Origin of the sequence: Janibacter terrae NBRC 107853, assembly GCF_001591405.1 — a bacterium.
GTDB lineage: Bacteria > Actinomycetota > Actinomycetes > Actinomycetales > Dermatophilaceae > Janibacter > Janibacter terrae.
This window is the reverse complement of the sequence record NZ_BCUV01000006.1, coordinates 255,969-280,697: the sequence shown is the minus strand read 5'-3', so window position 1 is coordinate 280,697 and position 24,729 is coordinate 255,969. Positions and strand designations below refer to the sequence as shown.

The following is a 24,729-nucleotide window of genomic DNA, read 5'->3' as shown; positions in this document are numbered from 1 at the left end:
GCTCACGACCCCTTCGGCCAGTCGTCGGCGACCGTCTGCCCGCCCTCGACCACCGGTTCGTCGGCAGGTGCCTCGTCGGACCACGAGTCCTGCGGTCGGTAGCCCAGGTCGAGCATCGTGTTGGTCATCGACCAGCGGCGGTTGGGGTTGTCCGAGATGGCGTAGTAGACACCGTGCTCGACCTTCGCCTCGATCGCGCAGCGCACGACCTGCGCGGCGTCGTCCTCGCTGAGCCACATGGCGTGCAGGACGTCCTCGTCGACGAGGGTCGGGTCACCGGAGACCCAGCCGATGCGCAGCGCGATGAAGGACAGGCCGTGCTCGTCGAAGTAGTACCGGCCGAGCGTCTCGCCGAAGATCTTGGACACGCCGTACAGCGAGTCGGCGCGGGGGAGCGTGTCGGGGTAGACCGGCCACTGCTCCAGGCGGTCGTACATGCCCATCGCGTGGTTGGACGAGGCGAAGACGACCCGCCGCACCCCGGCGACGCGGGCGGCCTCCAGGACATTGCGGGTGCCGATGATGTTGGCCTCGAGCACCGCGTCCCACGCGGAGTCGGGCGAGGCGGCGCCGGCCAGGTGGACGACCGTGTCGATCCCGTCCATGAGGGCGAGGACGGCGTCGTAGTCGGCGAGGTCACCGCCGAGGACGACCGGGTCCGCCGACGGGCCGGCCTCATGCCCGTGCCCGATGATCTCGAACCCGTCGCCGAGGCGCTGCGTGAGGACGGTGCCCACGTCGCCCGTCGAACCGGTGATGAGGATGCGTCGCTTCGTCATGGTCCCCACTCTGCCTCTCGCGCACGGCCGTGTCAGGTCCGGCGAGGGGCATACTCGGCGCATGAGCAGGAGTGATGACCGACCCGCCCTCGTCCGCGCGACCGAGACCGCCCACGGGCTCAAGGCCGGGACGTGGGAGAGCGTCGAGGCGCTGTCCGTCCTGGCCAGGCTCACCGGCGACGCGTCCGTGCTCGAGCGGGCCCGCGCCACGGCCGCCGGCCTGAAGCCCGGCACGTGGGAGAGTGTCCTCGCACTGACCCGGCTCGCCGAGGCCGAGCAGGAGCTCGGCTGAGGACCAGCACGAAGGGTCGTCCTGGTGCACCTGATGGCGGAATCGACCACGAGATGCACCAGGACGACTCTTGTGCACACACCGACGAGGGCGGGACCCCCGGTGATCGGGGGCCCCGCCCTTCGTGAGGTCAGACGTCGATCAGATGTCGTAGTACTGACTGACTGACCCATGCTGACCTGCGCAAACTCCGATTCGTTCAGGCGATTTGTATCCCGTTTGTAACAGCCGAGCGATTGTCGGCCCTTCAGGGGCGTTCAACTACGAAGACGTCCTCGTCCTCAAACTACCGCCTCGGTGCCGTTGGGCGCGTTGGGGACGTCGCGGGTGCCTCGGCGAGGCGGGTCCGAGCTGCGATGACGTTAACGCTGTCTGGGTGTTGAAACTGTGCGTGAACTCGCGGAGGGTGGCGCGCACTTCGCTGGCGGCTCGGAGCGGGCACCTCTCGATGCTTGGCCGTCTTGTGCTGGCCGATGCGATCCGAAGAAGCGACGAGCTCAAACCCAGCTACACCCACCGAGCCAAGTCACATGTAGTAGGCGTATCGCGGCGCCGGGCGTTCATTCGGGCCGAGGTGCTTCAGGATCCGGGACTGCTGCACGATCAGGTGACAGGTTGGGTCACGCAGCCTGAGTGGCTGGCGCGGTCATGATGGTCTCGAACTCGATGGGGGTCAACCGCCCGAGAGTGGTCTGTCGACGACGACGGTGATAGGTCCGCTCGATCCAGGTGACGATGGCGATCCGCAGCTCCTCGCGGGTGGTCCAGTGCTGCCGGTTGAGGACGTTCTTCTGGAGCAGGCTGAAGAAGCTCTCCATGGCTGCGTTGTCGCCGGCCGCGCCGACTCGGCCCATCGATCCGACCATGCCGTGACGGTTGAGCGCGTGGACGTACTTCCGGCTACGGAACTGGCTGCCGCGGTCGCTGTGGATCGCGCAGCCGGCGACATCGCCCCCTTCCAGTTGCCGCCTGGCGACAGCGTTGTTGAGCGCTGTCACTGCGAGGCGGGACTTCATCCGGTCGCTGACGGAGTAGCCGACGATCCGGTTGGAGTGGACGTCCTTGATCGCGCAGAGGTAGAGCTTGCCCTCTGCTGTGCGGTGCTCGGTGATGTCAGTGAGCCAGAGCCTGTTCGGGGCATCGGCGTTGAACTCGTGCCGAACCCGACCCTTGTCGTCGACCACGGCGCACAGGTCGTCGTGGACCGGCGGGCCGGGCTTCTTGGCCTTGCCTCGCTTGGGCTTGCCGAACGCTGACCACCAGCCCAGCTGCGAGCAGATCCGCCATGCGGTCCGCTCGGCCATCGGCTCACCGGCTTCGCGCGCCTCGTCGACCAGGAACCGGTAACCGAACTCGGGATCGTCGCGGTGGGCGTCGAACAGGGCGTTGGCGCGGTAGGCCTGCTCGAGCTCGGCGTCGGTGACCGGGTTGGCGAGCCAGCGGTAATAGGGCTGGCGCGCGATCTTGAGCACCCGGCACGTCACCGTCACGGGCACCCTGATGGGCGCGTCCTTGGCGGCCAGCTCGCGGACGAGCGGGTACATCATTTTCCCGGCAGGTTCGCCTGCGACAGGTATGCGGCCGCGCGGCGTAGGACCTCGTTCTCCTGCTCCAAGAGGCGGATCCGCTTCTTCGCCTCACGCAGCTCGGCGTTCTCACTCGCTGTCGTTCCCGGCTTCACACCGTCCTCGACATCGGCGGTCTTCATCCAGTTCGTCAGGCACGACTCGCTGATGCCGAAGTCGGCAGCGATCTGCTTCAGATGAACGCCCGGCTCACGGTTCCTCGCGACACGAACCACATCGTCGCGGAACTCCTTGGGGTATGGCTTCGGCACAGTGCACATCCTTCCAGCAGCACCCTTGGGCACCACAGATCAGATGTCACCTGATCGTGCAGCAGTCCCTCCGGCCGATCGAGTCAGCTGTGCGCAGCGTGATGGGCAACCGGCCGTCGAGTTGGGTGGCGTTCCAGTTCATCTTGGAGAGCGCGAGCAGCTCAGTCGCGATCTCGGCCGCGCTCGACTGCACGTCGGCAAGGCGGAAGGGGAGTGCCGACGGCACGTACATCCCTGGGTAAGTCCGGTAGAACGGAACGCTCCCACGGGTGTAGAGCAGGTGCCGGGTGTCAGTGAGCGACAGGAGCGTGCCTCGTAGGGTCGTCTGCTCGCCTTGCCGAAACAGCCGGGGGGAGTCCTCGCGTGGGATCCAGACGAGTTCGAGCATGGCCAGGCGCTCCGCCTCGGCGGCAGCCCGGAAGCCCTCCAACTCTTCAGGCGTGAACGAAGAGGTCTTGTGCAGCATGACGCGTGCGGGTGCCGTCTTGTGCTCGATGCGGTAACGGGCCAGCGACTGCTCAAGGAGGTCCTTGGCGTCGTCGCCGGTGAGGTGTGGCTGTCGGTCGTCCTTCGACTGAGTGGCCTGGGCGCCACGGACGATCACGCCGTCGCCGCGCTCGTTGAAAACCTGCGCCACGCTCGTCTGCAGTGTTTCGTTGTCGGTGCTCCGGTAGAAGGCGACGCCGACGTAGCAGGTCGTGAGGTCCCGGACATGGCGGGTCATCCGCCATGGCACGCCGCCGGCCTTGTAGTAGCAGGAGGTGCCGGCGGCGCCGGCGCGGCAGCTGGCGGCATCCCACCGGTTGCGGTGTACCGATGCGTCGACCGCCCCACCTCGAGCACCGATCGACACCCACCGACCTCACTGACCAGAAGGGAAGCCGACGATGACCACCTACGCCGACTACCAGCGCGACCGCATCGGCTGGTTCTTCGGCCTCTCCGGAGGCCAGCTGATGTTCCTGGCGCTGGCCAGCCTGCCGGCGTTCTGGGCAATCAGCCGCGGAGCGTGGTTCTCCGCGCTTCTGTTCGCCCTGGTCTGGGTGTTCCTGCTGGCCATCACCGTGATCCCGGTGCGCGGCCGCTCGGCCACCGGCTGGGTGTTCGCCTCGACGATGTACGCCGTCGGCGGCCTGTTCGGCTGGACCTCGTTCCGCGCCAAGGCCACCCAGGGCCGCGGCGACGATCTCGACACCCCGGACCTGCCCGGGGTCCTCCAGGGCGTCCAGATCCACGACGGCCCGCCGCACGGCTCGCAGCTGCAGCGCGTAGCGATCATCGAGGACCACGCCATGAAGACCTGGGCGGTCACGGCCTCGATCGTGCACCCCGGTATCGGCATGAAGGACACCGAAGAGCGCGCCCGCTACGGCGAGGCGCTGGCCGGACTGCTCGACGTCGCCGGTCGCACAGAGAAGGTCGACGAGATCCTCTTCAAGGTGCGCACCGTCCCCGAGGACGGCGCCGAGCGCGACCTGTGGGTCAACCGCCACCGCCGCCCCAACGCCCCGGAGCTGTCGGAGGTCGTCAACAGCGACCTGGCCCACGGCCTCACCCAGGCATCGGTGCGCACCGAGCAGTTCGTGACGATCGTGATCCCGGAGACCCGGATCGCGAGGTCGGCCAAAGAGTCCGGGGGCGGCTTCGAGGGCCGCTGCCGCGAGCTCTACCTGCTCATGGCCGAGATCGAGGCCCAGCTGCGCGGCCCGATGGGGATGACGACGGTGCGCTGGCTCACCAGCCCCGAGCTCGCGCTGGCCTGCCGGACCGGATTCGCCCCCGGCGACCGCGCCGGCATCGTCGAGGCCCTCTCGCTGCGGGAGAAGGACCCGAGCGTCAACGCCGACGTCCCGTGGGCGATGGCCGGCCCCTCGGGTGCCGACGCCACGGTGCGGCACTACAGCCACGACGCCTGGAACTCGGTCAGCGCCACCATCAAGCTGCCGACCCGCGGCGTCGCGATGGGTGCCCTGGCACCGATCCTCACCCCCAGCGAGTTCGGTGAGCGGCGATCGTTCGTCGTCGCGTACCCGATCGTTTCCCAGACCAAGGCAGATCGGCAGTCCGGCAACGCCGAGTGGGCCGCCGACCTGGCCGAGGGGATGAACGAGAAGCTCGGCCGCAAGACCCGCGCCAAGCAGCGCGACGAAGCCCACAAGGCCCGCGGCCTGGACGCCAAGCTGGCCCGCGGCAACTCGCTGACCCGGCCCTACGGCGTGTGCACGGTCACCGTCCCCAAGTCGATGCGGATCACCGAGTTCGGGCGCCGCCTGGACGCCTCGGTCCGACGCGCCGGGTTCGCACCGCTGCGCCTCGACCTCGCCCAGGACGTCGGGTTCGCCGCGTCCACCATCCCCCTCGGCACGAGCCTGACCCGGAGCGGAGACGCCTGATGACCACCACTCAACGGAACCGCCGTGGCGCCGATCGAGGCCGCGACATGGCTGCCCTGCTCTCCGACTTCGGGCACGACCTGCCCACGATCCCCACGCTCGCCCCGGAAGCCAAGGAGCCCCGGCTCTTCCGGTACGCGCCGCGCCGCGGTGCCGCCCGCCGCGGCCGAGGCTGGGCCGCCGCGACCGCCCCGGCGATGGCCTGGCGGATGACCAGCGACCAGGCCCCGGTGTTCTGGCCGTTCGTCTCCGCGCCCGGGCTGCCCCCGACGGGCGCGCAGATGGGCGTCGACCAGCTCTCCGGCGGCAGCTTCTACTGCGACCCGTTCGGCTGGGTGCTGCGCGACGACGTACCGGTGACCAACCCGAACATCTTCCAGTTCGCCAAGCCGGGCAGCGGCAAGTCCGGAACCACCAAGGGGTTCTGCACCCGGATGATGCCGTTCGGCTACCGCACCCTGGTCACTGGCGACGTCAAGGACGAGTACGAGTCGCTGTGCCGCGCGCTCGGTGTCGAACCCTTCGTGATCGCCCCCGGCTTCTGGGCCCGGGTCAACCCGCTGTCCATGGGGCCGCTCGGCGACGGGTGGGAGAAGCTCTCGGCCGAGGAGGCGCAGCGCCGCGCCACGATCATCTTCAAGCGGTGGCTCGTCCTGGTCCGAGGCCTGGTCGGCAGCATGAAGATCGACGACGAGCGCCGGGTGCCGTTCGGCCCCGACGAGTCCGACGTCGTGCGCAACGCTCTGGCGATCCTCACCGGCTACGCCGCCGGCAACAGCGTCCTGGCCGAGACGACCATCCCGCGGCTGTGGGACCTGCTGCGCAACCCCACCGAGGAGCTCGTCGAGGCTTGCGAGTACGCGAACACCCGCCAGTTCCTCGACGAGACCCGGTTGCTGCGCAACGCGCTCGGCGAGCTGGTCACCGGCACCCTCGCCGGCCTCTTCGACGACTTCACCAACATCGAGGTCGACTGGCGGGCCCCGATCCAGTCGTTCAGCCTCTCCCGGCTCGACGGCCTGGGCGATGAGGCCGTGGGCATCGCGCTGCTGTGCATGAACTCCTGGGGGCGTGGTCTGCGGGAGATCGCCGAGCCCGGTGACCTGCGCATCGTGGTGCGCGACGAGGTCTGGAAGCAGATGCGTCTCGGAACCGCCGCGGTGGCGAGCTTCGACGCCGACCTGCGGCTCTCACGCGGCATGGCCGGCAAGGGCGGCGACATCCAGTTCTGCAACCTCCACAAGCCCTCCGACCTGCTCTCGGTTGGCGACGCCGACTCCCAGGCCGCGATGATCGCCAAGGACCTCCTCGAGCTGGCCGACATCAAGATCCTCGGTGCCCAGAAGCCCCGTGTCGCCCGCGAGCTCGACTCCATGCTCGGGCTCGGCCCGATCGCCCAGGACCTCGTCTCCGGGTGGGCCATGCAGGACAAGGGCCGCGCCCTGTGGTGCATCGGCGACGCCACCTACAAGGTCCAGACGGTGCTCCACCCGCTGGAGAAGAAGCTCTACTACACCAACGAGGCCATCGAGTCCGCTCTTTAGAAGTTCGCGCGAATTTTGACGGTTCTGCGATGAACCTGAGCATACGCAACGGCCTCGACCCGAGGAGCGCACTCAGGTTCGGAGAGTGCGTGGGGGATGCGTGCCGCGTCCCGAATGGGCAGCCCGTCACCGGGAACCTCTCCGGGCGGGGCATCCGGGACGCATGAGGACCGGCGGGTGTGCCTGGACTGCGGCTTAACCGTTGCGGGTTCCCGCTGCGGTCATTCCATGCGTGGGTATGCGACGCCGGCAGCGCCGCGTTGGTCGACGTACCTCGAGGCGAGGATGGCTGGGCTACGAGTGGTCGATTGACCCGGGCGACGCGGTGGCGTGGATTGCAACTTGGCTCACGTCCATTTGACATGCGCGGTAGGATTCGCGTGATTTGCTACGCATTGGAAGTGAGTTCAACACTGTGCCATCATCATTCCGGCCAGCATCTCCGCCCGAGTGTTCCGCCTCGACCGATCGACGTCGGGAGGACCTTACGAGACCGTCAGGAGCAGTGTCGATGTCCTTTTCGATCCGGCCAGTCAGGCAGCGCCAGTTGCCTGCGAGGATGGCAGTACTCATCGGCACCCGGACAGAGCTTGCCGCGCCGCTGATCGCGGACCGCCATTGCCTATCAGCGGCCGGGCGCGCTCAGAGTCTTGCTCTCAGCCTGTGAGCGCAGTCGACGTCGCTCTTGTGGCGATCGGGCTGGTCATCTTGGTCGGTGGCGGTGAGCTTCTGGTGAGGGGGGCATCGGATCTCGCGGCTCGTGTCGGCCTCTCCTCGCTGGTCATCGGGTTGACGGTGGTGGCCTTCTCCACGTCGTCGCCAGAGATGGCCGTCACTGTCGGCGCGGTCTTGGAAGGGCAACCCGACCTGGCGGTCGGCAACGTTGTGGGCAGCAACATCGTGAACGTCCTACTGATCCTGGGTGCCTCCGCGCTGCTCCTACCGTTGACGGTGCGCGCACAGTTGATTCGTCTGGACGTGCCGGTGATGGTCGGGGTGTCAATGTGCTTGTTGCTGCTGTCGCTGGACGGCCGCCTGAGCCTTGCTGACGGGTTCTTTCTGGTCACGGTGATAGTCGTCTACACCGCGGTGTCGGTCGTTGTGGGGCGACGCAGTGCGCCGTATGTCCGCGAGTCAACAGTGGGCGAGAAGGAACGACCGGTGTGGCTGCTCCTCCTGGCGGTGCTCGGCGGGGTGGCGCTGTTGGTCGTCGGAGCGCAGCTGCTGGTCGAGGGTGCGGTCGGCATCGCTGAGGGGTTTGGGGTGAGTGGCCTGGTGGTCGGGCTCACGGTGGTTGCGGTAGGTACCTCGCTCCCTGAGCTGGCGACGTCCCTCATTGCTGTTCGACGCGGTGAGCGCGACCTGGCGGTCGGCAACATCGTCGGCAGCAACATCTTCAACATCGCTGCTGTGCTGGGCGTCGCCGCCTTGGTGGCCGATGACGGGGTACCGGTCGCAGACGCGGCCGTGGCCCTCGACATCCCGCTCATGATCGCCGCAGCGGTCGCGCTGCTGCCCGTGGCTTTCACCGGGATGGCTATCGCCCGTTGGGAGGGCGCGCTGTTCGTCGGGTTGTACGCCGCGTTCACCGCTTACGTGGTGCTGGCAGCCACCGAGCACGACGCGCTCGGGGGCTTCACGGCCGTGATGATCTGGTTCACCTTGCCGTTGGTCGCGATCACCTTGGTCGTCCTCGGGGCCTACGAGATTGGTCGGCGTCGCGCGGCTCGCGAGCCGCTGGCGCCGTCCTGAGGCTCCGGATGTCCGACGAGCGTCACGACCCGAGGAGGCCGACGTGCTGCTCGCCCTGAGCGCCTTGACGGTCTTGGCCGTCCTGGCTCCGCTCCTTGCCCGCTTGGGCTTGGGCCGGGAGCTCGGCTACGTGTTCGCCGCTGGTTTCGCGGGGGTCGCGATCCTGATCGCGTTCCACGTGCCGCAGATCCTTGACGGGGGCACGGTCGAGACCTCCATGGACTGGTTGCCGTCGTTGGGGGTCTCGTTCGCCCTGCGGCTCAACGGACTCTCGTCGCTGTTCGCGTTGATGGTGCTCGGCGTAGGCGCCTTGATCATGGCCTACTGCCCTCGCTACTTGAGCTCGCACGATCCCCATGGGGCCATCTACGGACTGCTCACGCTGTTCGCGGCCGCCATGCTGGGGCTGGTGCTTGCCGCCGATGTTGTGCTCCTCTTCGTGTTCTGGGAGGCCACCACCTACTGTTCCTTCCTGCTGCTCGGGCTGGCCGGGGGCCGGGCCACCCGGCCGGCCCGGCGGGCTCTGCTGATCACCGCAGCCGGCGGTCTGGCCCTGCTGGTAGCCGTGGTGCTCCTCACCGTGGTCACCGGGAGCACGGCAATCAGCGACATCCTGGCCGACCGCGAGGTGATCCTCGCGTCACCGCTGGCATTGCCGATCGGCGCCCTGATCGCGTTCGCCGCGTTTACCAAGTCGGCCCAGGTGCCGCTGCATTTCTGGCTACCCGGTGCGATGGTGGCGATGACCCCGGTCAGCGCCTTCCTGCATGCGGCGACGATGGTCAAGGCCGGTGTGTACCTGCTGATGCTGGTCTCGCCCATCTTCTCGGGCGTGCCCGCATGGTCGGCGCTCCTGGTCTCGATCGGATTGACCTCGGCGTTGTGGGGCGCCTTCATGGCCCTGCGCCAGCACGATCTGAAGGCCATCCTCGCCCACTCGACCGTCAGCCAGCTCGGGCTGCTGGTTGCCGCCATCGGCGTCGGCACCCCGATCGCTCTTGCCGCCGCTATGCTCCACACCATCGCCCACGCGCTGTTCAAGGCGACGTTGTTCATGCTCGTCGGAATCATCGACAAGGAGGCAGGTAGTCGCGACATCCGGGAGCTGTCCGGGCTGTGGCGGGTGATGCCGGTGACCGCGACGATGACAGCGCTGGCCGGACTCTCGATGGCCGGCATCGTGCCGATGCTCGGCTTCGTGAGCAAGGAATACCTCTTCCAAGGAATCTTCCAGGCCGACTTCGCCCCAGCGGCGGGGCTGGTCGCCGGCTCGATCGCAGTCGCCGCATCGGCGCTGACCACGGCCTACGGGCTGCGCATCGTCTACGGCGCTTTCGGCGGCAGCATTCACCAACCCGGCCTCTACGAGCCGTCGCCGGCGTTCCTGGCCCCTGCGGCGATCGCGGCGTTGGCCGGGTTGGTCCTGGGCGCCGGCATCGACTTGTTGAACCCGCTCGTGGCACGAGCCGGCGCCGATGTCGTGCCTGGCGAGCCATTGGGGGCGTTCCAGTTCTGGCACGGACTCAGTCCTGAGATCGTCATGTCCGTCATCGCATTCAGCTCTGGGCTGATGCTCTTCCTGCGTCGACACCAGGTGGACCGACTGCTCGACCGGGTCGTGGTTCCCGACGCCGGGGCAGCGTTCGACCGGGCCCACGCCGGACTGATTGCGTTCGGATACCGGGTCGGGCAGCCGGACCGCGCGGGCGGGACGATGAGCCACCTTGTCCGGCCCCTTGGTGGCGTCGTTTTTCTCGCGGCAGTCGGATTCGTGACGCTGCGCAACCTCCCGCCGGTGCGACCCGCCGACACGGTGGGTGACTGGGTGGTGGTCGGCTTGTTCGCTCTCGGCGTCGCGGCCGCCGTGGTCGCCCGTGACACCCTCGCGGCCGTTGCTGCGCTCGGGTTCGTCGGCTTGCTGATGGCGGCCCTGTTCGTGACCGCTGGCGCGCCGGACGTCGCGCTGACCCTCGTGCTGGTCGAGGTGTTGACCGCCGTCGTCGTGGTCTGGGTGCTGCGTCGGCTGCCGGCGCGGTTGCCCACCGGGGACGGGCCGCGAGTGCCGTGGTCGGTGCTGCTCGCGCTCGCCTGCGGGCTCGCCGCCGCATCGGCGACGTACGCCCTGACCGGGCGGCGAGGTCCGTCAACCGCCTCGTCGTTCTTTCTCGACAACGCCGAGGCGGCGACCGGAGGCACCAACGTGGTCAACACCATCCTGGTGGACTTCCGGGCGATGGACACCCTTGGCGAGGCAGTCGTTCTCGGCGCGGTCGCGCTCGGGCTGCTCGCTCTGCTCGGCTCCACCGCCGCAGATGATCACACCCCGGAGCCACCCGCCGACGCCGACCATCTCAGCGCCGCCGCATCGGTGTTCCTCCAAGTGAGCGCACGGCTGGTCGTGCCGGGCGCGGCGCTGGTGGCTGCCTACCTGCTCTACGTCGGCCACGACGCCCCCGGCGGAGGATTCATCGCCGCCCTCGTCGCAGGCGCCGCGGCCGCGACCCACCAGATCGCACACGGACGGCTACCGAGGTGGTCGCGACCTGAGCTGCTAGTCGGGAGTGGGATCTTGGTCTCCCTCGGCACCGGACTGCTGGCGAGCGCCAAGGGCGAGGCTGTGCTGGCGCCGTTCAAGCTGCCCGGACTGGACGCGGTCGGTGTCGGCTCGGCACTGCTGTTCGACATCGGTGTCATGCTCATGGTCCTCGGTATGCTGACGGCCGCCCTCGACCGCTTCGCGGCGCGCACCCACCGGCCCGAGTCGTCAAGGGTGCACCCGTGACCGCGGCGATCATCGTCGGCCTGCTGGTGGCCGGCGGGGTGTGGTTCCTCGCACAGCCCGGGCTCCTGCGCGTGATCCTCGGATTCGTGCTCCTGGGCCATGGCGTCAACGTGCTGTTGCTGGCGTCGGGTGGTCTCGATCGCCGCCGGGCGCCCTTCGTCGGCGATGGTGCCGGGGACCCCGCCGCCTTGGCGGACCCGCTGCCACAGGCCTTCGTCCTGACCGCCGTGGTGATCACGTTCGGGGTCAGCGTCTATCTGCTGGCGATCCTGCGCGCGGAGTCCGTCGAAGACCCGGACGTGAGCGCAGCAGATGACATGGACGAGACGGACGAACCGAGCGCGGGCCGATGAGCCCGATGCTGCTGGCGCTGCCGGTCTTCGCTCCCTTGGCAGGCGTCGGAATGGTCCTGCTCCTGTCCCGACGCGGCGCGGGCTCGGCGGGTGCCCCGCCAAGGATCGCTCGAGCGGTCGGGTGGGGCGTCACGGTCGTTGTGCTGGTGGCGTCCATGGTGTTGCTGACCTCCGCCCTCGACGGGGACATAGCGACCCTGCGGCTCGGGGGCTGGCCGTCCGGCATCGCGATCGTGCTCGTCGCCGATGTCCTCGGCGCCCTCATGATGGCGGTCACGTCGCTGCTGGTGCTGCTGAGCCTCGTTTTCGCGGCTGCGACAGGCGAGGACGACGGCCACTTCGTCGCGTTGGCCCTGGTGCTCTCCACCGGTGTGTACGGCGCGATGCTCACCGGCGACCTGTTCTCGTTGTTCGTGTTCGTCGAGGTGATGCTGGTTCCGAGCTACGTGCTCCTGATCCGATCCGGAGGGCGGCGTCGGCTGGCGGCCGGACAACGCTACGTCAGCGTCAACCTGCTCGCCTCCACCCTGTTCCTGGCTGGCGTCGGCCTGCTCTACGGCGTCACAGGCACCGTCGACCTCGGCGAGCTGGCAGGTGCTGCCCGCAACCCGGCGGCTGCGCTCGCGACCGCAGTGGTGCTGTTGGCCCTGGGGATCAAGGCCGCGATCGTGCCCCTGCACAGCTGGCTCCCGAGCAGCTACGCCGTAGCCGGCCCCGCCGTGGTCGTACTCTTCTCCGGTCTTCTCACCAAGGTTGGTGTCTATGCGCTGTTCCGGATCTATGCCGTCGTGTTCGACGGCGACCGACGCTGGTTGTGGATCTTCCTCGTCCTCGGGCTGCTCACCATGGTGGTCGGCGTCCTCGCTGCACTGGGGGAGCGCTCCGTTCGATCTGTGTTGACCTTTCACATGGTCAGCCAGATCGGCTACATGCTGCTCGGCCTGGGGTTGTTCACCACCGCCGGGTTGGCGGCCGGCATCTTCTTCCTCGTCCAGTACGTCCTGGTCAAGGCAGCGCTACTGATGTGCGCCGGCGCCATCGAGGTCCGCCACGGCACCGACGAGCTGCGTCTCTTGGGCGGAATCGGCCGCACGGAACCCGTGCTCGCGGGGGCATTCGGGATCTCCGCACTGGCACTGGTCGGTGTCCCGCCGCTCTCCGGCTTCGTCGCCAAGCTGAAACTCGTGCAGGCAGCCGTCGCCGAGCACCAGTACGCCGCAGTGGCAGCGGTGGCGGTCGTCAGCCTGCTCACCTTGGTCTCGATGCTGAAGTTGTGGAACGCCATCTTCACCCAGCCCGAGCCCCAGCCCGAGTCCCAGCCCGTGACGAGACCGGGTGCTGGCCCGTCGACCGAAGCAACGATCATGGTGGTCCCGTCGCGCTCTGGTCCGATCCTGCCCCCGGCCGGTGCGATCGCGTCGCGGCCGCTGCTGCTGGCCCCCGCGGTCGTCCTGGCCGGGGTGGCGGTGTCGCTCGGCCTCGCTGCGGAGCCGCTGCTCGTTGTCTGCGAGCGGGCGGCCGATGGTCTGGTCGACGTCGGAACGTATGTCGAGGCGGTGACCTCGCCATGACCGGGGCCCGTGCTCCTCGTCCTGTCCGCATGGCTCTGTTCGTGGTGGTCTACGGGTGGCGCTACCTGAAGGCCAACGTGCAGGTCGCAGCGACCATCCTGACGGGCCGGCCCCGGCTCGCGCCGGCCCTGGTCGAGGTGCGGCTGCGGTGCCGGACCGACGCAGAGGTGGCCGCCTACATGGGCTTGATCACCCTGACTCCCGGCACTATGGCCGTCTCCCTCAGTCCTGACCGCGCGCGGCTGATCGTGCACGGCATGCACGCCTCCGACACGACGGCATTTCGCGCAGACCTGGCGCGGCTCGAGGCGGAGCTGCTTGACGCCGTCCGCCGGCTGGAGCGGGGCGGCACGGCCCCCAACGGAATGGAAGAAGGGTGAGTGACGTGGAGCCGTCTCTGGGCTCGGTGCTGGACCTTGCGCTGTTGGTGCTCGCAGGCACGCTCGTCGCGGCCATGGTGCGGATGGTGCGCGGCCCCACCGACGCCGACCGGGCACTGGCGGCCGACGTTGGCTTCGCGGTTCTCATCGCCGCCGTGGCGCTCCTGGCGGCGCGACTCGACGAGCCGACCCTCTACAGCCTCGTCATGGTGGCAACCCTGGCCGGATTTCTCACCACCGTCGCGCTTGCGCGGCTGGTCGATCGGCGTTCGCCGTGAGTGCCCAGGAGCTGGCCGCTGGAGTGCTGGTGCTCGTGGGCGTCGCGCTGTTCGCGAGCGCCGCGGTAGGACTGCTGTGGCTGCCCGACGTATACGCCCGAATCAACGCGGCCGCGAAGGCCGCCGGACTTGGCGTGGTCAGTGTGTTGCTCGGCGTCCTGATCCTCGACCCGAGTCCGGCCTCGGTGATCACTCTCAGCCTCGCGATCGTGCTACAGCTGCTCACCGTGCCTATTGCCGGCATCGCCATCGCCGAGGCGGCCTGGCTCTCGAGAGCCCCTCGGACACCAAGCACCCAGGACGAGCTCGAATCTCCACCCTGAAGGTCGTGCAGCCCGTGAGGGGCGAGTTGGTGGTCGACGAGCGAGTGGGCCAGCGCGGGAACTGACGTAGCCACGCTCGCGGAGTGCCGTGATGACTTGGCCGTCAATCGCTGACCTGGGTCAGGTTGGGTACGACAGCCGAGTCCTTTCGGCGGCCAGGACGGAGAGCACGATTTTGAACGAACCAGAGTTCGTGATAACGTTGTCGCATGTGGGCTTGGGGGGTCCATCGCTGGATGAGACGCTCCTGACGCGTTGAACGTGCCCAGCTCGGGCTTCACTCCGGTGGCGGCTCGACCCGTTGATCCGGTTCCCGGCCGGCGCCCGCGCCTACTGCGACGGTGGTGATCTGCATGGTTGACCTTCGTGTCCTCGGCTGGCGAGCGATCCGGTCTCGTCGGTGGTCTGCTCGTGTCCTTGGTGTTGGGCGGGGATGGACCTGACATGAGCACAGACGAAGTTCTGATGGTCGCCGTGGGCTGGGTGCTCTTCGGGCTCGCCGTCGGGCTGTGGATGGCTCGTCGCGGACACGACCCCAGGTGGGCGGTCATCGCGGTGGCGTTCGGTCCGATCTTCGTCCCGATCGCGTTCGAGCGGGTCGAACGGCGTCCCCGTCTGGTCGTGCCGGGCCCGGCGTCACCCGGACAGGAGGCTGAGGCCGCGGACGGGCCCCGGGTGCTAATCGGTCTGGATGGCTCGGTGGAGGCGCAAGCGGCTCTCGACCGGGCGAACGATCTCCTCGGGTCTCATCTCGGACTGCTCGTGCTGGCGGAGGTGGTGTGCCACGACGCGACCGAGGATGCCAGCTACGCAGACATCGATGCCGCAACGCATCGGTTGAGGTCGTCAGCCGCACGGGTCCGCGGCGTCGGTGGCCAGGTAGGTTTCGCGGTGTTGGCCGGTCCGCCTGGTGAAGCCCTGCTGTGGTTTGCCGAGGACCGGGGCATGGATCTGATCGTGGTGGGACGCCGGGGTCGTGGACTGTCCACACGCCTGCTCGGCAGCGTCTCGTCGTGGTTGGTTCGCCACTCCCGTCTGCCGGTCCTGGTGGTCGAGTCTCGCTCACAGGCAGGCCGCGCCCGCTGGCAACGGCAGCGGCCGGGGGGTGCTCGTCGAGGTCGCTTGGGGTAGGCCGCTTGGGATGGGGGTGCGACCGGTGACCCCCTGGATTGGCGCGTGGGCTGCGTCCCGAGGCCGGCGCGCGTCTCTCGACTTGATCTGTCCGTGCAGCGACGTCCCGCTGGCATGATGAGATTTCTCCGACCCACGACAAGCCGCCCGATACGCTGGCAGGCTTCTGGCGCCGCTCAGTGCTCTCGCGGCCCCTGTGGTCATTGAAGGCCTTTCGCCGATGATGCGGTGGCAAGTGCGTCGTCGCACGGCGGCACCACCGTCAAGCCGATCCACGGCGCACCCCTTTGCAGCAGTCCGTATTCCGCCGCACCATCCTCAACCCCTGGTTTCGAGTCGTCCTCAGGTCGAATCCTTCCGTGCCGAACCCTTGAAAACGATGACGAAAGCATGAATACTGGTTCGTGCAATGGGGAGTATCCCCGTGGCGGGCTTCGTCAACACGGTGCCAACGGCTCCCGGAGCCCGGTCCCGCCAGGGACGGGAGAGACCATCCGCAGCGAGACGTAGGAACGGCTCGCCGAGATTCGGGTGGCGTCCATGATGTTCAAGATTCAGGTCTCCGGTCGGACCCAAGGGGCGTGGCCAACCTGGTTCGCCTCTCCAGGTGGTCGTCTCGTCAGTGCGGTCCGACGCATGGTCGTAGCGACCAAACCGCGGACGCCCCGCCAGCGGTGGATGTGACCGCCCCGGCGAGCGGCTCCGTCATCCTTGGCGTCACTGGCGGGCGAGGGCCGAGAGGGGTACTGCGATGGCCTGGACCCTGATGGCGTGGGCCGTCGTCCTCCTGCACCTGGCGTTCCTGGTCTTCCAGATGCTCGGCGCCCTGCTTGCCCTCGTGTCGCGGGTGTGGTTCGTCCCGCACCTCGCCGTGGTGTCGTGGGGGGTCGGCATCGTCATCACTCAGGGCAGCTGTCCCCTGACGGTGCTCGAGAAGGACCTGGTCGAACGCGCCGGTGGCACGCCGTACTCCGGTTCCTTCCTCGACCACTACGTCTTCGGGATCCTGCTCCCCGACGGCACCCAGACCTTCGTGTACGCGACCCACCTGGTGGTCATCCTCGCGACGTACGCCTACGTGGTGTTGCGGCTCCGACGGCGTGCGGAGCAGGGTGCCGGCGAACGAGCCGCGACGGCGAGCGCGAGCTCACCAGGAGCCGAGCCCGGGTGATGGACACCGCGCTGGCGGACCGCCCGGCAGCGCCCGGTCCCGCGAATCGGCCCGGTCGTTCGTACGACGAGCGCGTCACCACGCGTGTCCTGTGGCTGACCTGTGCGGCTGTAGTGGCGGTTCGCTCGGTCTTCGTGGCCCAGCCGATTCGTTCCGATGAGGGTGGGTGCCTGCATGCTGCGCGCCACTGGGCGCCGGGCGAGGGCGAGTTCATCTACGGCGACTTCCACGTCGACCGGCCGCCGTTGCTGATGGCGTTCTTCCGCCTGGCGGCCCTGTGGGACACCGACGCGGCGATCCGGGTCATCACGATCCCGGTGGTCGTGGCGATCGTGCTGGCGACCGCTCGCGCCGCCGGCCTGCTGGCCGGCCCGGTCGCGGCGAGGTGGGCAGCGGTGGTGACGGCGGCTCTGATGTGCTCCCCGGCGCTGGCGGCCGATCAGGCCGACGGCGTGATGTTCGCGCTCCTCTTCGTCACGGGTAGCATCGCCGCGATTCTGCACGGTTGGCGAGCCGGTGACCTCCGCACGACCGTCGGCTGGGGGCTGGTCGCCGGTGTGCTCGCTGCCGCTGCGCCGTTGGCGAAGCAGAACTTCGTCGACGCGTTCGCCTTCGCCGGGGTGCTGATCGCGGTCTCGGCGCTGCGGCATCCGGGGTCTCGGACGCGGCTCGGCACGCTGGCCGCCGGCTTCGGTGCGGGCACCGTCGTCGTCGTCGCAGCGCTGGCGGCGTGGGCCCACCTCAAGGGGGTCGCGATGGACGTGATGTGGGAGGACGTGATCGCCTTCCGTGTCGAGGCGGGACAGGTGCTGGCCGCGTCCCACCACTCGGCACCGATGGAGCGCGCTCGGCTCCTCGTGCTCGCCGCCGTGGCCAGTGCGGCTGTGCCTGTCGTGATGACCTGGCTGGTTGGGTTGCTGCGTCGGCCTCGCCCTCTCGCGGCCGAGCAGTGGGCATTGCTCGCCCTGCTCGGGTGGAGCGCGATCGGCATCGTGGTCGGGGGGAGCTACTGGCTGGACTACCTGCAGGCGTTGGCTCCCGCTGCGGGCCTCGCGGCGGGTCTGGTGAGCGCCGGCCGTGGCGCCGGGCGGCGGCTGATGCGCGGCTTGGCGCTGTGGGCGGCGGTCGCGTCGCTGGGGGCAGTGGCCACCACCACGCTCGCCTACCAGGCCTCGCCGCGGCTGTGGTACCCCCAGCTCATCGGCGGGTGGGTGGCCGACTCCGCCGAGGAGGGCGACACGATGGTGGTCGCGTACGGGAACTCGCAGGTCGTGGAGGCGGCCGACCTGCCCACTCCCTACCCCTACCTCTGGAGCCTGCCGATGCGGACCCTCGACCCGGACCAGCAGCGCCTCGAGCGCCTGCTCGACGGACCCTCGCGGCCGACCTGGTTCGTCGTGTTGAACGGGGTGAACTCGTGGGACATCGATGACGACGGCCGACTCCGCTCCATGATCGAGGAGCACTACGAGCCGGCCGCCACGATCTGCGGGTACAACGTCCTGGTCCGCGCCGACGTCGAACGGCGACTCGCCGACGCTCCGAACTGCGGCAGCAGCCAGTGGTGAGCTCCAGTGGTGAGGTCAGCTGGCAAGGGTGCCGGCGAACACCTGCCAGGACAGCGCTGACTTCGCGACGAGGCTGAGCAGGATGTAGACCCGTTCGCCGAACAGGTAGTCGCGCCACCGTCCGAGGCCGCGGTACTGCAGCCATTGGTTGAGGGCGAAGACGTTGAAGAAGGCGAAGAGCGACACGAAGATGCCGTAGACGAAGGCGGGCGGCTCGGCCCCGGAGGTGGACTGCGGTGACACCAGGTAGACCGTGATCGCGAGCCACGGCACGATCCCGGCGGCACACCCGAAGATGAACGGCAGCCAGCCGCGCGAGCCCGGGTCCTCGTAGTGCTCTTGGAGCCACCCGAACAGGATCATCGAGGCGTTGACGCCGAACAGCGCCAGCAGGGCCGCGACGTCGGAGATCCCGACCAGCTGGGCGATCAGCACGATCATCAGCGACGAGGACACGGAGTACTCGATCCAGCGAGCCCGGTTGCGGCGTCGGGCGAGGTCGGCCCGGTAGCCGGCCCCCCAGGTGGTGGTGACGACGACGTGGGCCAGCGCGGACAACAGGAGGAACGCTGCCACCGCGGCACCGGTTGGGACGTCGAAGAGAACGACCTGCTCCTCCGGCGTCGTTCCGGGTGGGCCGGCGAGGTAGGTCCCGGTGACTGGGAGTGCGAAGCTGGTGGCCAGGGCGAGGACCGCGACGGCCTGGGCGAGGTGGAGCACGGCTGCTACCAGGTTGTCGCGTCGCAGTTTCGGAGCCAAGGCTTCCACCTCGGGAGCAAGCGGATCGGGAGATGGTTCGCGGTGCTGGCCGGACATGGTCGCTCCTCGTGTGCGGGACTTGACTTCCGAAGTGTGCTTCGTGAATACTGTAGCGCATGAGGGGAGTACCCCACCCTCGCTGACATCGACAGTTCGACCGGCCCTGCCCGGTCCGGTGCGGCGGTCGCCAGGTCCACGGACCGGGCGGCGGGGGAGACCTCCAACGTCACGCTCGGCTGTTGGTCGAGTGGTCACGCTGGAGGTATAGCTGTCATGGATGTTCCCTTCTGGGCCTGGGCGGCGGTGCTGGGCGTCATCGTCGTGATGCTGGCGATCGACCTGTTCGCCCACCGCACCGCTCACGTCGTCGGTGTCAAGGAGGCTGCCGCCTGGTCCGCGGTCTGGGTCAGCCTCGGCCTGACGTTCGGCGGCATCGTCTGGTGGGCCTACGGCGCCCAGGCCGGCGGCGAGTACTACGCCGGGTACCTGATCGAGAAGTCGCTGGCGGTCGACAACGTCTTCGTCTTCGCGCTGATCTTCACCTACTTCGCCGTGCCGCGGGAGTACCAGCACCGGGTCCTGTTCTACGGCGTCCTCGGGGCACTGGTCTTCCGGGCGATCTTCATCGCCGGTGGCGCGGTCCTGATCGAGAACTTCGCCTGGATCCTCTACCTCTTCGGCGCCTTCCTCGTATACACGGGCTGGAAGATGTTCCGCCACCGCGACGACCAGATGGACCTCTCGCGCAACAAGCTGCTGGCACTGGCCAAGAGGAAGATCCCCTCGACGGAGGAGTACCACGGGCAGAAGTTCTGGGTGAAGCAGGCGGGCAAGTGGGTGGCCACGCCGCTGTTCTTCGTCCTCATCATGGTCGAGACCACTGACATCATCTTCGCCGTCGACTCCATCCCCGCGATCTTCGCCGTCACCCAGGACCCGTTCCTGGTCTTCACCAGCAACGCCTTCGCCATCCTGGGCCTTCGAGCGATGTACTTCCTGCTCGCCGATCTCATCGACCGCTTCATCTACCTCAAGGCCGGCCTCGCCGCGATCTTGGTCTTCGTCGGCATCAAGATGCTGCTCCTCGACGTCTACAAGGTTCCGATCTGGCTCTCCCTCGGCGTGATCGCCAGCTGCATCGCCGTTGCGGTCATCGCCAGTCTCCGCGCGACTCGTGACCAGGCCACCGTCGCCCCCCACGCGACGCCGGCCCACGCGTCCGACGAGGACGAGGTGCTGCGATGAGCCCCCGCACGCGTCCCAAGGCGGGCGGTTCGCCGGTGGCGCTGAGGACCAGGGACATCGCCGACCTGGCGATCACCTCCGGCTTTCCGTGCATCTCGGTCCTCCTGCCGACGAAGCCGTCCCCGCGCATGACCAGGGAGGACCGGTCGAGGTTGGACGACCTGGTCCGAGACGTGGAACACACGCTCGCCGAGCGTGGCGTGATGAACCGGTCCGCGCTGCTGGACAAGCTGGCCGAGCAGGTCGACCGCGCGGGAGACCAGCCGACCGACCTGGGGCTGTGCATCTACGTGAACCGGGCCGTCGCCCGCTCGTTCCGGCTGCCACAGTCGGTGACCGCCCGGGCGGTGGTGGAGAGCACCTTCGCCACTCGGCCGCTCATCGCGGCCCTGCACCGCATGCCACCCCACGCCGTGCTGCTGCTACACCCCACGTGCGCCCACCTGTACGCCTCCGAGGACGGCGGACTGCGCCCAGTGGGACGGTCCGAGCCGTTTGGCTCGGGGCGGCCGATCCGGGTGCCGGGTGCCGGACAGCCGGGCGCCGCCGAGGCCCGAACGGAGCTGATGGCCAGGTTCCTGCGCAAGGTCGACCGGATGCTGGGCGACTACCGGGCCGACCACCCGAGCCCGCTCGTGCTGGTGGGTCCGCCGCGGTTGCTCGAGGAGTTCTGCTCCCTCAGTGCCAATCTGGAGCGGCTCGCCGGGCGGGTTGATGACCGCGACTGCGCCACGGCCCTCGACCTGGCCCTGGCCGGCATCACGTCCGTCGAGGCGTACCTGCGGACACGACGCGACGACGCACTCGCGCTGCTGCGCCAGGCAGAGTCGGATCGACCCACGGACGTGGCCTCGGGCATCGAGCAGTGCTGGCGGGCCCTCGGGCGACGCCTGCCCGCGATGCTGCTGGTCGAGGAGAACTTCATCAGTCCAGGCACGACGGCACCCGGACGCGGGGCTCCTGCGAACTCCTCAGGGAACGCCTCCGGGGATGCCTCCGGGGCCGGCGACGTGCATGACTTGGTGGACGACCTGATGGAGCAGGTGATCTTGATGGGCGGCCAGCTGGCGCTGGTGGCCGACGGCGACCTCGCGAACCATGACCGGATTGCGCTGGTCCTGCGGCGCTAGTGCCAACCTTGACACCGCAGCACGATTCACGTAATCTGATGCGTAAGAAACCCTTGAAGGGGAGTACCCCACCAACCGGCCATCGTCACTCCGGTCGTCCTGCGACCCGGTGGCCGACCACACCTCCCGGGGTGTGGCGGGGAAGACCTTCCGACCACTGTCGGGAGGCATTCTCCGTGAATACTCAGCTACTTCGTGACCGGCTGAAGGATCGGCGCCGTCCGCCCGGGCGGGTCGGCCCTGCGGGGTGGCGGCGATGACGGCCCTGACCGCGACCCGGACCGAGCTGCTGCGGCGTCGCTCGGCGATCGCCTTCGCGGCCCAGGGCCGTGACCTTCTGGTCGACAAGCGGATGGCCCTGGTGCGCGAGTTGCACCGTCTCGACGCAGACGTGTCCGCCCAGCGTGAGGCCGCCGCCGTCCTCGCCCGGGAGGCTCGCGCGCTGCTCGACGAGAGCACCGCCGACGAGGGCCCGGCCGCCGTCGCGGCGGTCGCGTCGGGTGCGGCCAACGGCGTCGTCGCCGAGCGCGAGGACCGCATGGTGGTCGGCGTGCGGGTCGTGACGGTGCAGGCCAACGACCTGCGACGGACGGCCGAGGAGCGCGGCGCGGCACCGGTGCTGGTGGCCCCGTCGATCGAGGCGGCGGCGGAGGCCTACGAGCGGTACCTCGAGCACGTCCTGCGCTTCGTGGCCCTCGAGGCCACGGTGCGCCGGCTCACCGAGGAAGTGGCCCGCACCACGCGCCAGGTCAACGCGCTCGAGAACGTCGTCATCCCCGGACTCGAGGAGGAGGCCGCCCACATCACCGCGGTCCTCGAGGAGCGCGAGCGTGAGGAGCACTCCCGCCTGAAGCGGGCGCGGGAGCGACGTCGCGTCCCGCAGGACCGACCGGCACCGGACCATCCTCCCGTGCCGCGACCCGACGAGGAGGAACGGCGATGACGCAGATGCAGGATCCGGCCGCGATGCGCCAGGTGCGCGAGCTAGAGCGGCTTATCGAGGCCCGTCTCGAGGAGGCGCGGCAGAGCAACGCCCGCGTTGTCGCGGCCCGGGAGCAGGCGGAGCTCCTCGTGGGGGAGTTCGCCGCGGAAGCCGCCGCGGAAGCCGACCGCCTGTCCGCGCGTATCTTGCAGGAGGCACGCGAATGGGTACAGGCCGACGAGGCCGAACAGCAGCGGATCGGCGTCGAGGTGACGCAGCGGGCCGTGCGCCTGCGGGAGGAGCTCGTCGCCGCCACCGTCGCCGCCGTCCTGACCGTTGCCCCGACCGTGACCCCGCCCGTGGCCCCGACCGTGGCCCCGACCGTGGCCCAGCGGGCCGACCGGACCCCGAAGGCGAGCCGATGATCCGCCGACTGCACCACGTCCAGCTCCTGGGCCGACGCGAGCAGCTGCTCGAGACGGTCGAGTCGCTCCAGCGAGCCGGGGTCGCCGAGGTGACGCCATCCGGGGCGCCGACCGGCAGTGCGGACAAGGCTGCGGACCCGGTTGCAGACCCGGCTGCGAACAAGGGTGAGGACCGTATGGCCAGGCGGGACCTGCTGGCCCGGGTGCAACGCCTGCTGGAGTGGGCGCCGTCAGATGCCTCGTTGGCACGCGAGTCGCCACGCCGGAGCGCGGACGCCGCACCGGTGGACCCGCGCGACGCCGACGTCAACATCGCGACGCTCGAGCTCGAGGTCGAGTCCCTGCGCGGGGCCCAGGCCTCGCTGGAGGAGGAGCGCGACGCGCTGGCGCGCTACGTGGACGTCCTCGCCCAGCTCGAGACCCTCGTGCCGGAGCTGACCTCGCTCTCCGATGCCGAGCTCGAGCTGCTGGGACTGGCGATGACCGCGCTGGTGCTCGACGACCCGGCCGGGGCCGTGGTCGGACTGCTCGAGACCCAGCTGCGGCAGCTCGCCGGCAACGGGTTCATGCTCCGCAGTACGGACGCCGGCCGCGCCCGCGGCTGCCTCCTGGTGGTGGCCCGCGACCGGCTGCCCGAGGTCCTCGGTCTCATGGGCGCGGATGAGATCAGCCGGGTCGAGGTACCCGAGGACTACGCCCACCTGTCCCTGCACACCACGCTCGTGCGGATGCGCGCCCGGCTCGTCGACCTCCAGGCCGACCTCGACGCCGTCCGCGCCGACCTCGACGCGCTCTGGCTCCGCGAGGCCCCCGGGCTGCGCGCCGCCGCGCGTGCGCTGCTCGTGCTGACCGAACGCGACGCCGCGGTCGCGGCCGCCGCGCTCTCCGAGCGCACCTTCCTCCTGCGCTGCTGGGTGCGGGCAGACCGTCGCCGCGAGGTGCGCGAGCAGCTCGACCGCGACGGCCTCGCCGACGTGGCCGTCGTCGACGCCCCGGCGGGCGAGGTCCCCGGCCCCTCCCCGGTGGAGCTGACCGGACGCGCCGCATGGTCCCCCTACCGCCGCCTGGTCGGGTTCCTCTCCTGGCCCTCCCCGAACGGGCTGGACCCGACCGGACTGATGGCGATCTTCTTGCCGTTCCTCTTCGGTGTCATGGTCGGCGACGTCGTCTACGGCGCCGCGCTCGCCGGCATCGGCTGGTGGCTGCGCCACCGGGCACGCACGCACGACCGCGGCGGTGTGGAAGGCGGGGTGATGGACGACGCCGGCCGCGTCCTGATCGCCGGCGGTGCGTGGGCGGTGCTGTGGGGCGTGATGTTCGGCGAGGCGCTCGGCAGCCTCGGCAACATGTGGGGGATGCCGGCGCTGTGGTTCTACCGCGGCGGACCCGAGGCCCTCGAGCCCCTCCTGCTCTTCGCCGTCGCCCTCGGCTGGTCCCACATCGTGCTCGGCCTGACCCTCGGCCTGGTGACCGCGCTGCGCCGTGGCGACCGGCACCGCACCCTCGAGGTGGGCGGCACCCTGGCCGTCCTGCTCGGCGCGACCGCGGCCATCGCGGCCACCATCCTGAACGCCCCCTCGTGGGTCACCCTCGCCGCGCTGGTCCCCGCCGTCGTGGGACTCGTGGCCACCAGCTCCGTGCACGGCCCCATCGGCGCCCTCCTCGGCCCACTCGAGCTCATCGGCACGGTCGGCAACGTCTTGTCCTACCTCCGGGTCGCCGCGGTGGGACTCGCCTCGGTCTACCTCGCCAACGTCGCCAACGAGCTCGCCACCGAGCTGCCCCTCCTCATCGGACTGTTCGTCGCCGTCCTGCTGCACCTGCTCAACCTGGGTCTGGCGGCGTTCAGCCCGATGGTCCAGGCCCTGCGACTGCACTACGTCGAGTTCTTCAGCAAGTTCCACGACGGCGAGGGCCAGGCCTTCCAACCCCTCGGCGCCCACGGGGCCCTCAACCCCCGCGCACTCCTGACCCCACCCCGCGACCGACCGCTCGGCCCACTCCTCACCCCAACCTTCGACCCGGTCGGCGTCCCGCCGCACGGCACCACCAACGGCGTCCGCATCGCCGACGCCACCCACGAAAGGTGACACA

22 protein-coding genes are annotated in these 24,729 nt (G+C 69.3%); 18 read left to right on the top strand and 4 right to left on the bottom strand.

Features of this window, described 5'->3' with window-relative positions:
• Window positions 1-2: 2 nt before the first annotated feature.
• Window positions 3-779: an NAD-dependent epimerase/dehydratase family protein gene (locus JT1_RS06620; RefSeq protein WP_068325440.1), complete on the bottom strand. Its 777-nt coding sequence runs from the start codon at window positions 777-779 to the stop codon at window positions 3-5.
• A 61-nt stretch (window positions 780-840) separates the two neighbouring features.
• Between JT1_RS06620 and JT1_RS06615 the strand changes: the two genes are divergently transcribed.
• Window positions 841-1,071, top strand: a complete 231-nt coding sequence (locus tag JT1_RS06615) for a hypothetical protein (RefSeq protein ID WP_068324868.1) — start codon at window positions 841-843, stop codon at window positions 1,069-1,071.
• A 620-nt stretch (window positions 1,072-1,691) separates the two neighbouring features.
• Here the strand turns inward: JT1_RS06615 and JT1_RS06610 are convergent.
• Window positions 1,692-2,908 (bottom strand): IS3 family transposase gene (locus JT1_RS06610; protein WP_169701937.1). Its coding sequence is split into 2 segments (ribosomal slippage): window positions 1,692-2,621 and window positions 2,624-2,908, totalling 1,215 coding nucleotides; the frame shifts between segments, so codons are not numbered across the junction.
• A 46-nt stretch (window positions 2,909-2,954) separates the two neighbouring features.
• Complete coding sequence (locus JT1_RS06600) at window positions 2,955-3,761, bottom strand: argonaute/piwi family protein (RefSeq protein ID WP_174522858.1); 807 nt, start codon at window positions 3,759-3,761, stop codon at window positions 2,955-2,957.
• Window positions 3,762-3,795: 34 nt separating this feature from the next.
• Here JT1_RS06600 and JT1_RS06595 point away from each other — a divergent pair, with 34 nt between their 5' ends.
• From JT1_RS06595 to JT1_RS06540, 12 genes are all read left to right on the top strand, one after another.
• Window positions 3,796-5,301, top strand: coding sequence for an SCO6880 family protein (locus JT1_RS06595; RefSeq protein WP_068324864.1), 1,506 nt, complete (start codon window positions 3,796-3,798; stop codon window positions 5,299-5,301).
• Between the two features lie 47 nt (window positions 5,302-5,348).
• Window positions 5,349-6,845, top strand: coding sequence for a putative type IV secretion/conjugal transfer ATPase (locus JT1_RS06590; protein ID WP_255218274.1), 1,497 nt, complete (start codon window positions 5,349-5,351; stop codon window positions 6,843-6,845).
• A gap of 663 nt (window positions 6,846-7,508) precedes the next feature.
• Window positions 7,509-8,597, top strand: a complete 1,089-nt coding sequence (locus JT1_RS06585) for a calcium/sodium antiporter (RefSeq protein ID WP_068324862.1) — start codon at window positions 7,509-7,511, stop codon at window positions 8,595-8,597.
• A 43-nt stretch (window positions 8,598-8,640) separates the two neighbouring features.
• The gene (gene mbhE / locus JT1_RS06580; RefSeq protein WP_068324861.1) at window positions 8,641-11,379 is read left to right on the top strand and encodes a hydrogen gas-evolving membrane-bound hydrogenase subunit E; all 2,739 of its coding nucleotides are present in this window, start codon (window positions 8,641-8,643) and stop codon (window positions 11,377-11,379) included.
• Entirely contained in the window at window positions 11,376-11,732 is a 357-nt protein-coding gene (locus JT1_RS06575) for a sodium:proton antiporter (RefSeq protein WP_068324860.1), read from the top strand. The genes mbhE and JT1_RS06575 overlap by 4 nt, the downstream gene beginning before the upstream one ends.
• Window positions 11,729-13,303 carry a monovalent cation/H+ antiporter subunit D family protein gene (locus JT1_RS06570; RefSeq protein ID WP_068324859.1) on the top strand — a complete coding sequence of 525 codons (1,575 nt, stop codon included), beginning with the start codon at window positions 11,729-11,731 and terminating at the stop codon, window positions 13,301-13,303. Before JT1_RS06575 ends, JT1_RS06570 begins: the two co-directional genes overlap by 4 nt.
• A complete protein-coding gene (locus JT1_RS06565; RefSeq protein ID WP_082807516.1) occupies window positions 13,300-13,683 on the top strand; it encodes a Na+/H+ antiporter subunit E in 384 nt (127 codons plus the stop codon). Before JT1_RS06570 ends, JT1_RS06565 begins: the two co-directional genes overlap by 4 nt.
• Before the next feature lie 5 nt (window positions 13,684-13,688).
• Window positions 13,689-13,961, top strand: a complete 273-nt coding sequence (locus tag JT1_RS06560) for an MrpF/PhaF family protein (protein WP_218005560.1) — start codon at window positions 13,689-13,691, stop codon at window positions 13,959-13,961.
• The gene (mnhG, locus tag JT1_RS06555) at window positions 13,958-14,284 is read left to right on the top strand and encodes a monovalent cation/H(+) antiporter subunit G (protein ID WP_068324857.1); all 327 of its coding nucleotides are present in this window, start codon (window positions 13,958-13,960) and stop codon (window positions 14,282-14,284) included. Before JT1_RS06560 ends, mnhG begins: the two co-directional genes overlap by 4 nt.
• 444 nt (window positions 14,285-14,728) lie before the next feature.
• Window positions 14,729-15,415, top strand: a complete 687-nt coding sequence (locus JT1_RS06550) for a universal stress protein (RefSeq protein ID WP_068324856.1) — start codon at window positions 14,729-14,731, stop codon at window positions 15,413-15,415.
• Between the two features lie 751 nt (window positions 15,416-16,166).
• Window positions 16,167-16,586 (top strand): DUF2784 domain-containing protein, encoded by a 420-nt coding sequence (locus JT1_RS06545; protein WP_068324855.1) that lies wholly within the window; start codon window positions 16,167-16,169, stop codon window positions 16,584-16,586.
• The gene (locus tag JT1_RS06540) at window positions 16,586-18,154 is read left to right on the top strand and encodes a glycosyltransferase family protein (RefSeq protein ID WP_169701889.1); all 1,569 of its coding nucleotides are present in this window, start codon (window positions 16,586-16,588) and stop codon (window positions 18,152-18,154) included. The genes JT1_RS06545 and JT1_RS06540 overlap by 1 nt, the downstream gene beginning before the upstream one ends.
• A 15-nt stretch (window positions 18,155-18,169) precedes the next feature.
• Here JT1_RS06540 and heR read toward each other — a convergent pair whose 3' ends face one another.
• A complete protein-coding gene (gene heR / locus JT1_RS06535) occupies window positions 18,170-18,922 on the bottom strand; it encodes a heliorhodopsin HeR (protein WP_068324853.1) in 753 nt (250 codons plus the stop codon).
• Between the two features lie 264 nt (window positions 18,923-19,186).
• Between heR and JT1_RS06530 the strand changes: the two genes are divergently transcribed.
• The 5 genes from JT1_RS06530 to JT1_RS06510 all read left to right on the top strand — a co-directional run bounded on the left by JT1_RS06530 (window position 19,187) and on the right by JT1_RS06510 (window position 24,725).
• Window positions 19,187-20,158: a TerC family protein gene (locus JT1_RS06530; RefSeq protein WP_068324852.1), complete on the top strand. Its 972-nt coding sequence runs from the start codon at window positions 19,187-19,189 to the stop codon at window positions 20,156-20,158.
• Window positions 20,155-21,288: a baeRF3 domain-containing protein gene (locus JT1_RS06525; protein ID WP_169701887.1), complete on the top strand. Its 1,134-nt coding sequence runs from the start codon at window positions 20,155-20,157 to the stop codon at window positions 21,286-21,288. Before JT1_RS06530 ends, JT1_RS06525 begins: the two co-directional genes overlap by 4 nt.
• Before the next feature lie 256 nt (window positions 21,289-21,544).
• Complete coding sequence (locus JT1_RS06520; RefSeq protein ID WP_068324850.1) at window positions 21,545-22,231, top strand: V-type ATP synthase subunit D; 687 nt, start codon at window positions 21,545-21,547, stop codon at window positions 22,229-22,231.
• A complete protein-coding gene (locus JT1_RS06515) occupies window positions 22,228-22,635 on the top strand; it encodes a hypothetical protein (protein WP_068324849.1) in 408 nt (135 codons plus the stop codon). Before JT1_RS06520 ends, JT1_RS06515 begins: the two co-directional genes overlap by 4 nt.
• Window positions 22,632-24,725 carry a V-type ATP synthase subunit I gene (locus JT1_RS06510; RefSeq protein ID WP_068324848.1) on the top strand — a complete coding sequence of 698 codons (2,094 nt, stop codon included), beginning with the start codon at window positions 22,632-22,634 and terminating at the stop codon, window positions 24,723-24,725. The genes JT1_RS06515 and JT1_RS06510 overlap by 4 nt, the downstream gene beginning before the upstream one ends.
• Window positions 24,726-24,729: the final 4 nt, after the last annotated feature.

Bases quoted from the DNA above. Each gene is read 5' to 3' on its own strand.
- JT1_RS06620 (WP_068325440.1), bottom strand. From the start codon at position 779: ATGACGAAGCGACGCATCCTCATCACCGGTTCGACGGGCGACGTGGGC.
- JT1_RS06615 (WP_068324868.1), top strand. From the start codon at position 841: ATGAGCAGGAGTGATGACCGACCCGCCCTCGTCCGCGCGACCGAGACC.
- JT1_RS06595 (WP_068324864.1), top strand. From the start codon at position 3,796: ATGACCACCTACGCCGACTACCAGCGCGACCGCATCGGCTGGTTCTTC.
- JT1_RS06590 (WP_255218274.1), top strand. From the start codon at position 5,349: ATGGCTGCCCTGCTCTCCGACTTCGGGCACGACCTGCCCACGATCCCC.
- JT1_RS06570 (WP_068324859.1), top strand. From the start codon at position 11,729: ATGAGCCCGATGCTGCTGGCGCTGCCGGTCTTCGCTCCCTTGGCAGGC.
- JT1_RS06565 (WP_082807516.1), top strand. From the start codon at position 13,300: ATGACCGGGGCCCGTGCTCCTCGTCCTGTCCGCATGGCTCTGTTCGTG.
- JT1_RS06550 (WP_068324856.1), top strand. From the start codon at position 14,729: ATGAGCACAGACGAAGTTCTGATGGTCGCCGTGGGCTGGGTGCTCTTC.
- JT1_RS06545 (WP_068324855.1), top strand. From the start codon at position 16,167: ATGGCCTGGACCCTGATGGCGTGGGCCGTCGTCCTCCTGCACCTGGCG.
- JT1_RS06540 (WP_169701889.1), top strand. From the start codon at position 16,586: ATGGACACCGCGCTGGCGGACCGCCCGGCAGCGCCCGGTCCCGCGAAT.
- JT1_RS06530 (WP_068324852.1), top strand. From the start codon at position 19,187: ATGGATGTTCCCTTCTGGGCCTGGGCGGCGGTGCTGGGCGTCATCGTC.
- JT1_RS06525 (WP_169701887.1), top strand. From the start codon at position 20,155: ATGAGCCCCCGCACGCGTCCCAAGGCGGGCGGTTCGCCGGTGGCGCTG.
- JT1_RS06520 (WP_068324850.1), top strand. From the start codon at position 21,545: ATGACGGCCCTGACCGCGACCCGGACCGAGCTGCTGCGGCGTCGCTCG.
- JT1_RS06515 (WP_068324849.1), top strand. From the start codon at position 22,228: ATGACGCAGATGCAGGATCCGGCCGCGATGCGCCAGGTGCGCGAGCTA.
- JT1_RS06510 (WP_068324848.1), top strand. From the start codon at position 22,632: ATGATCCGCCGACTGCACCACGTCCAGCTCCTGGGCCGACGCGAGCAG.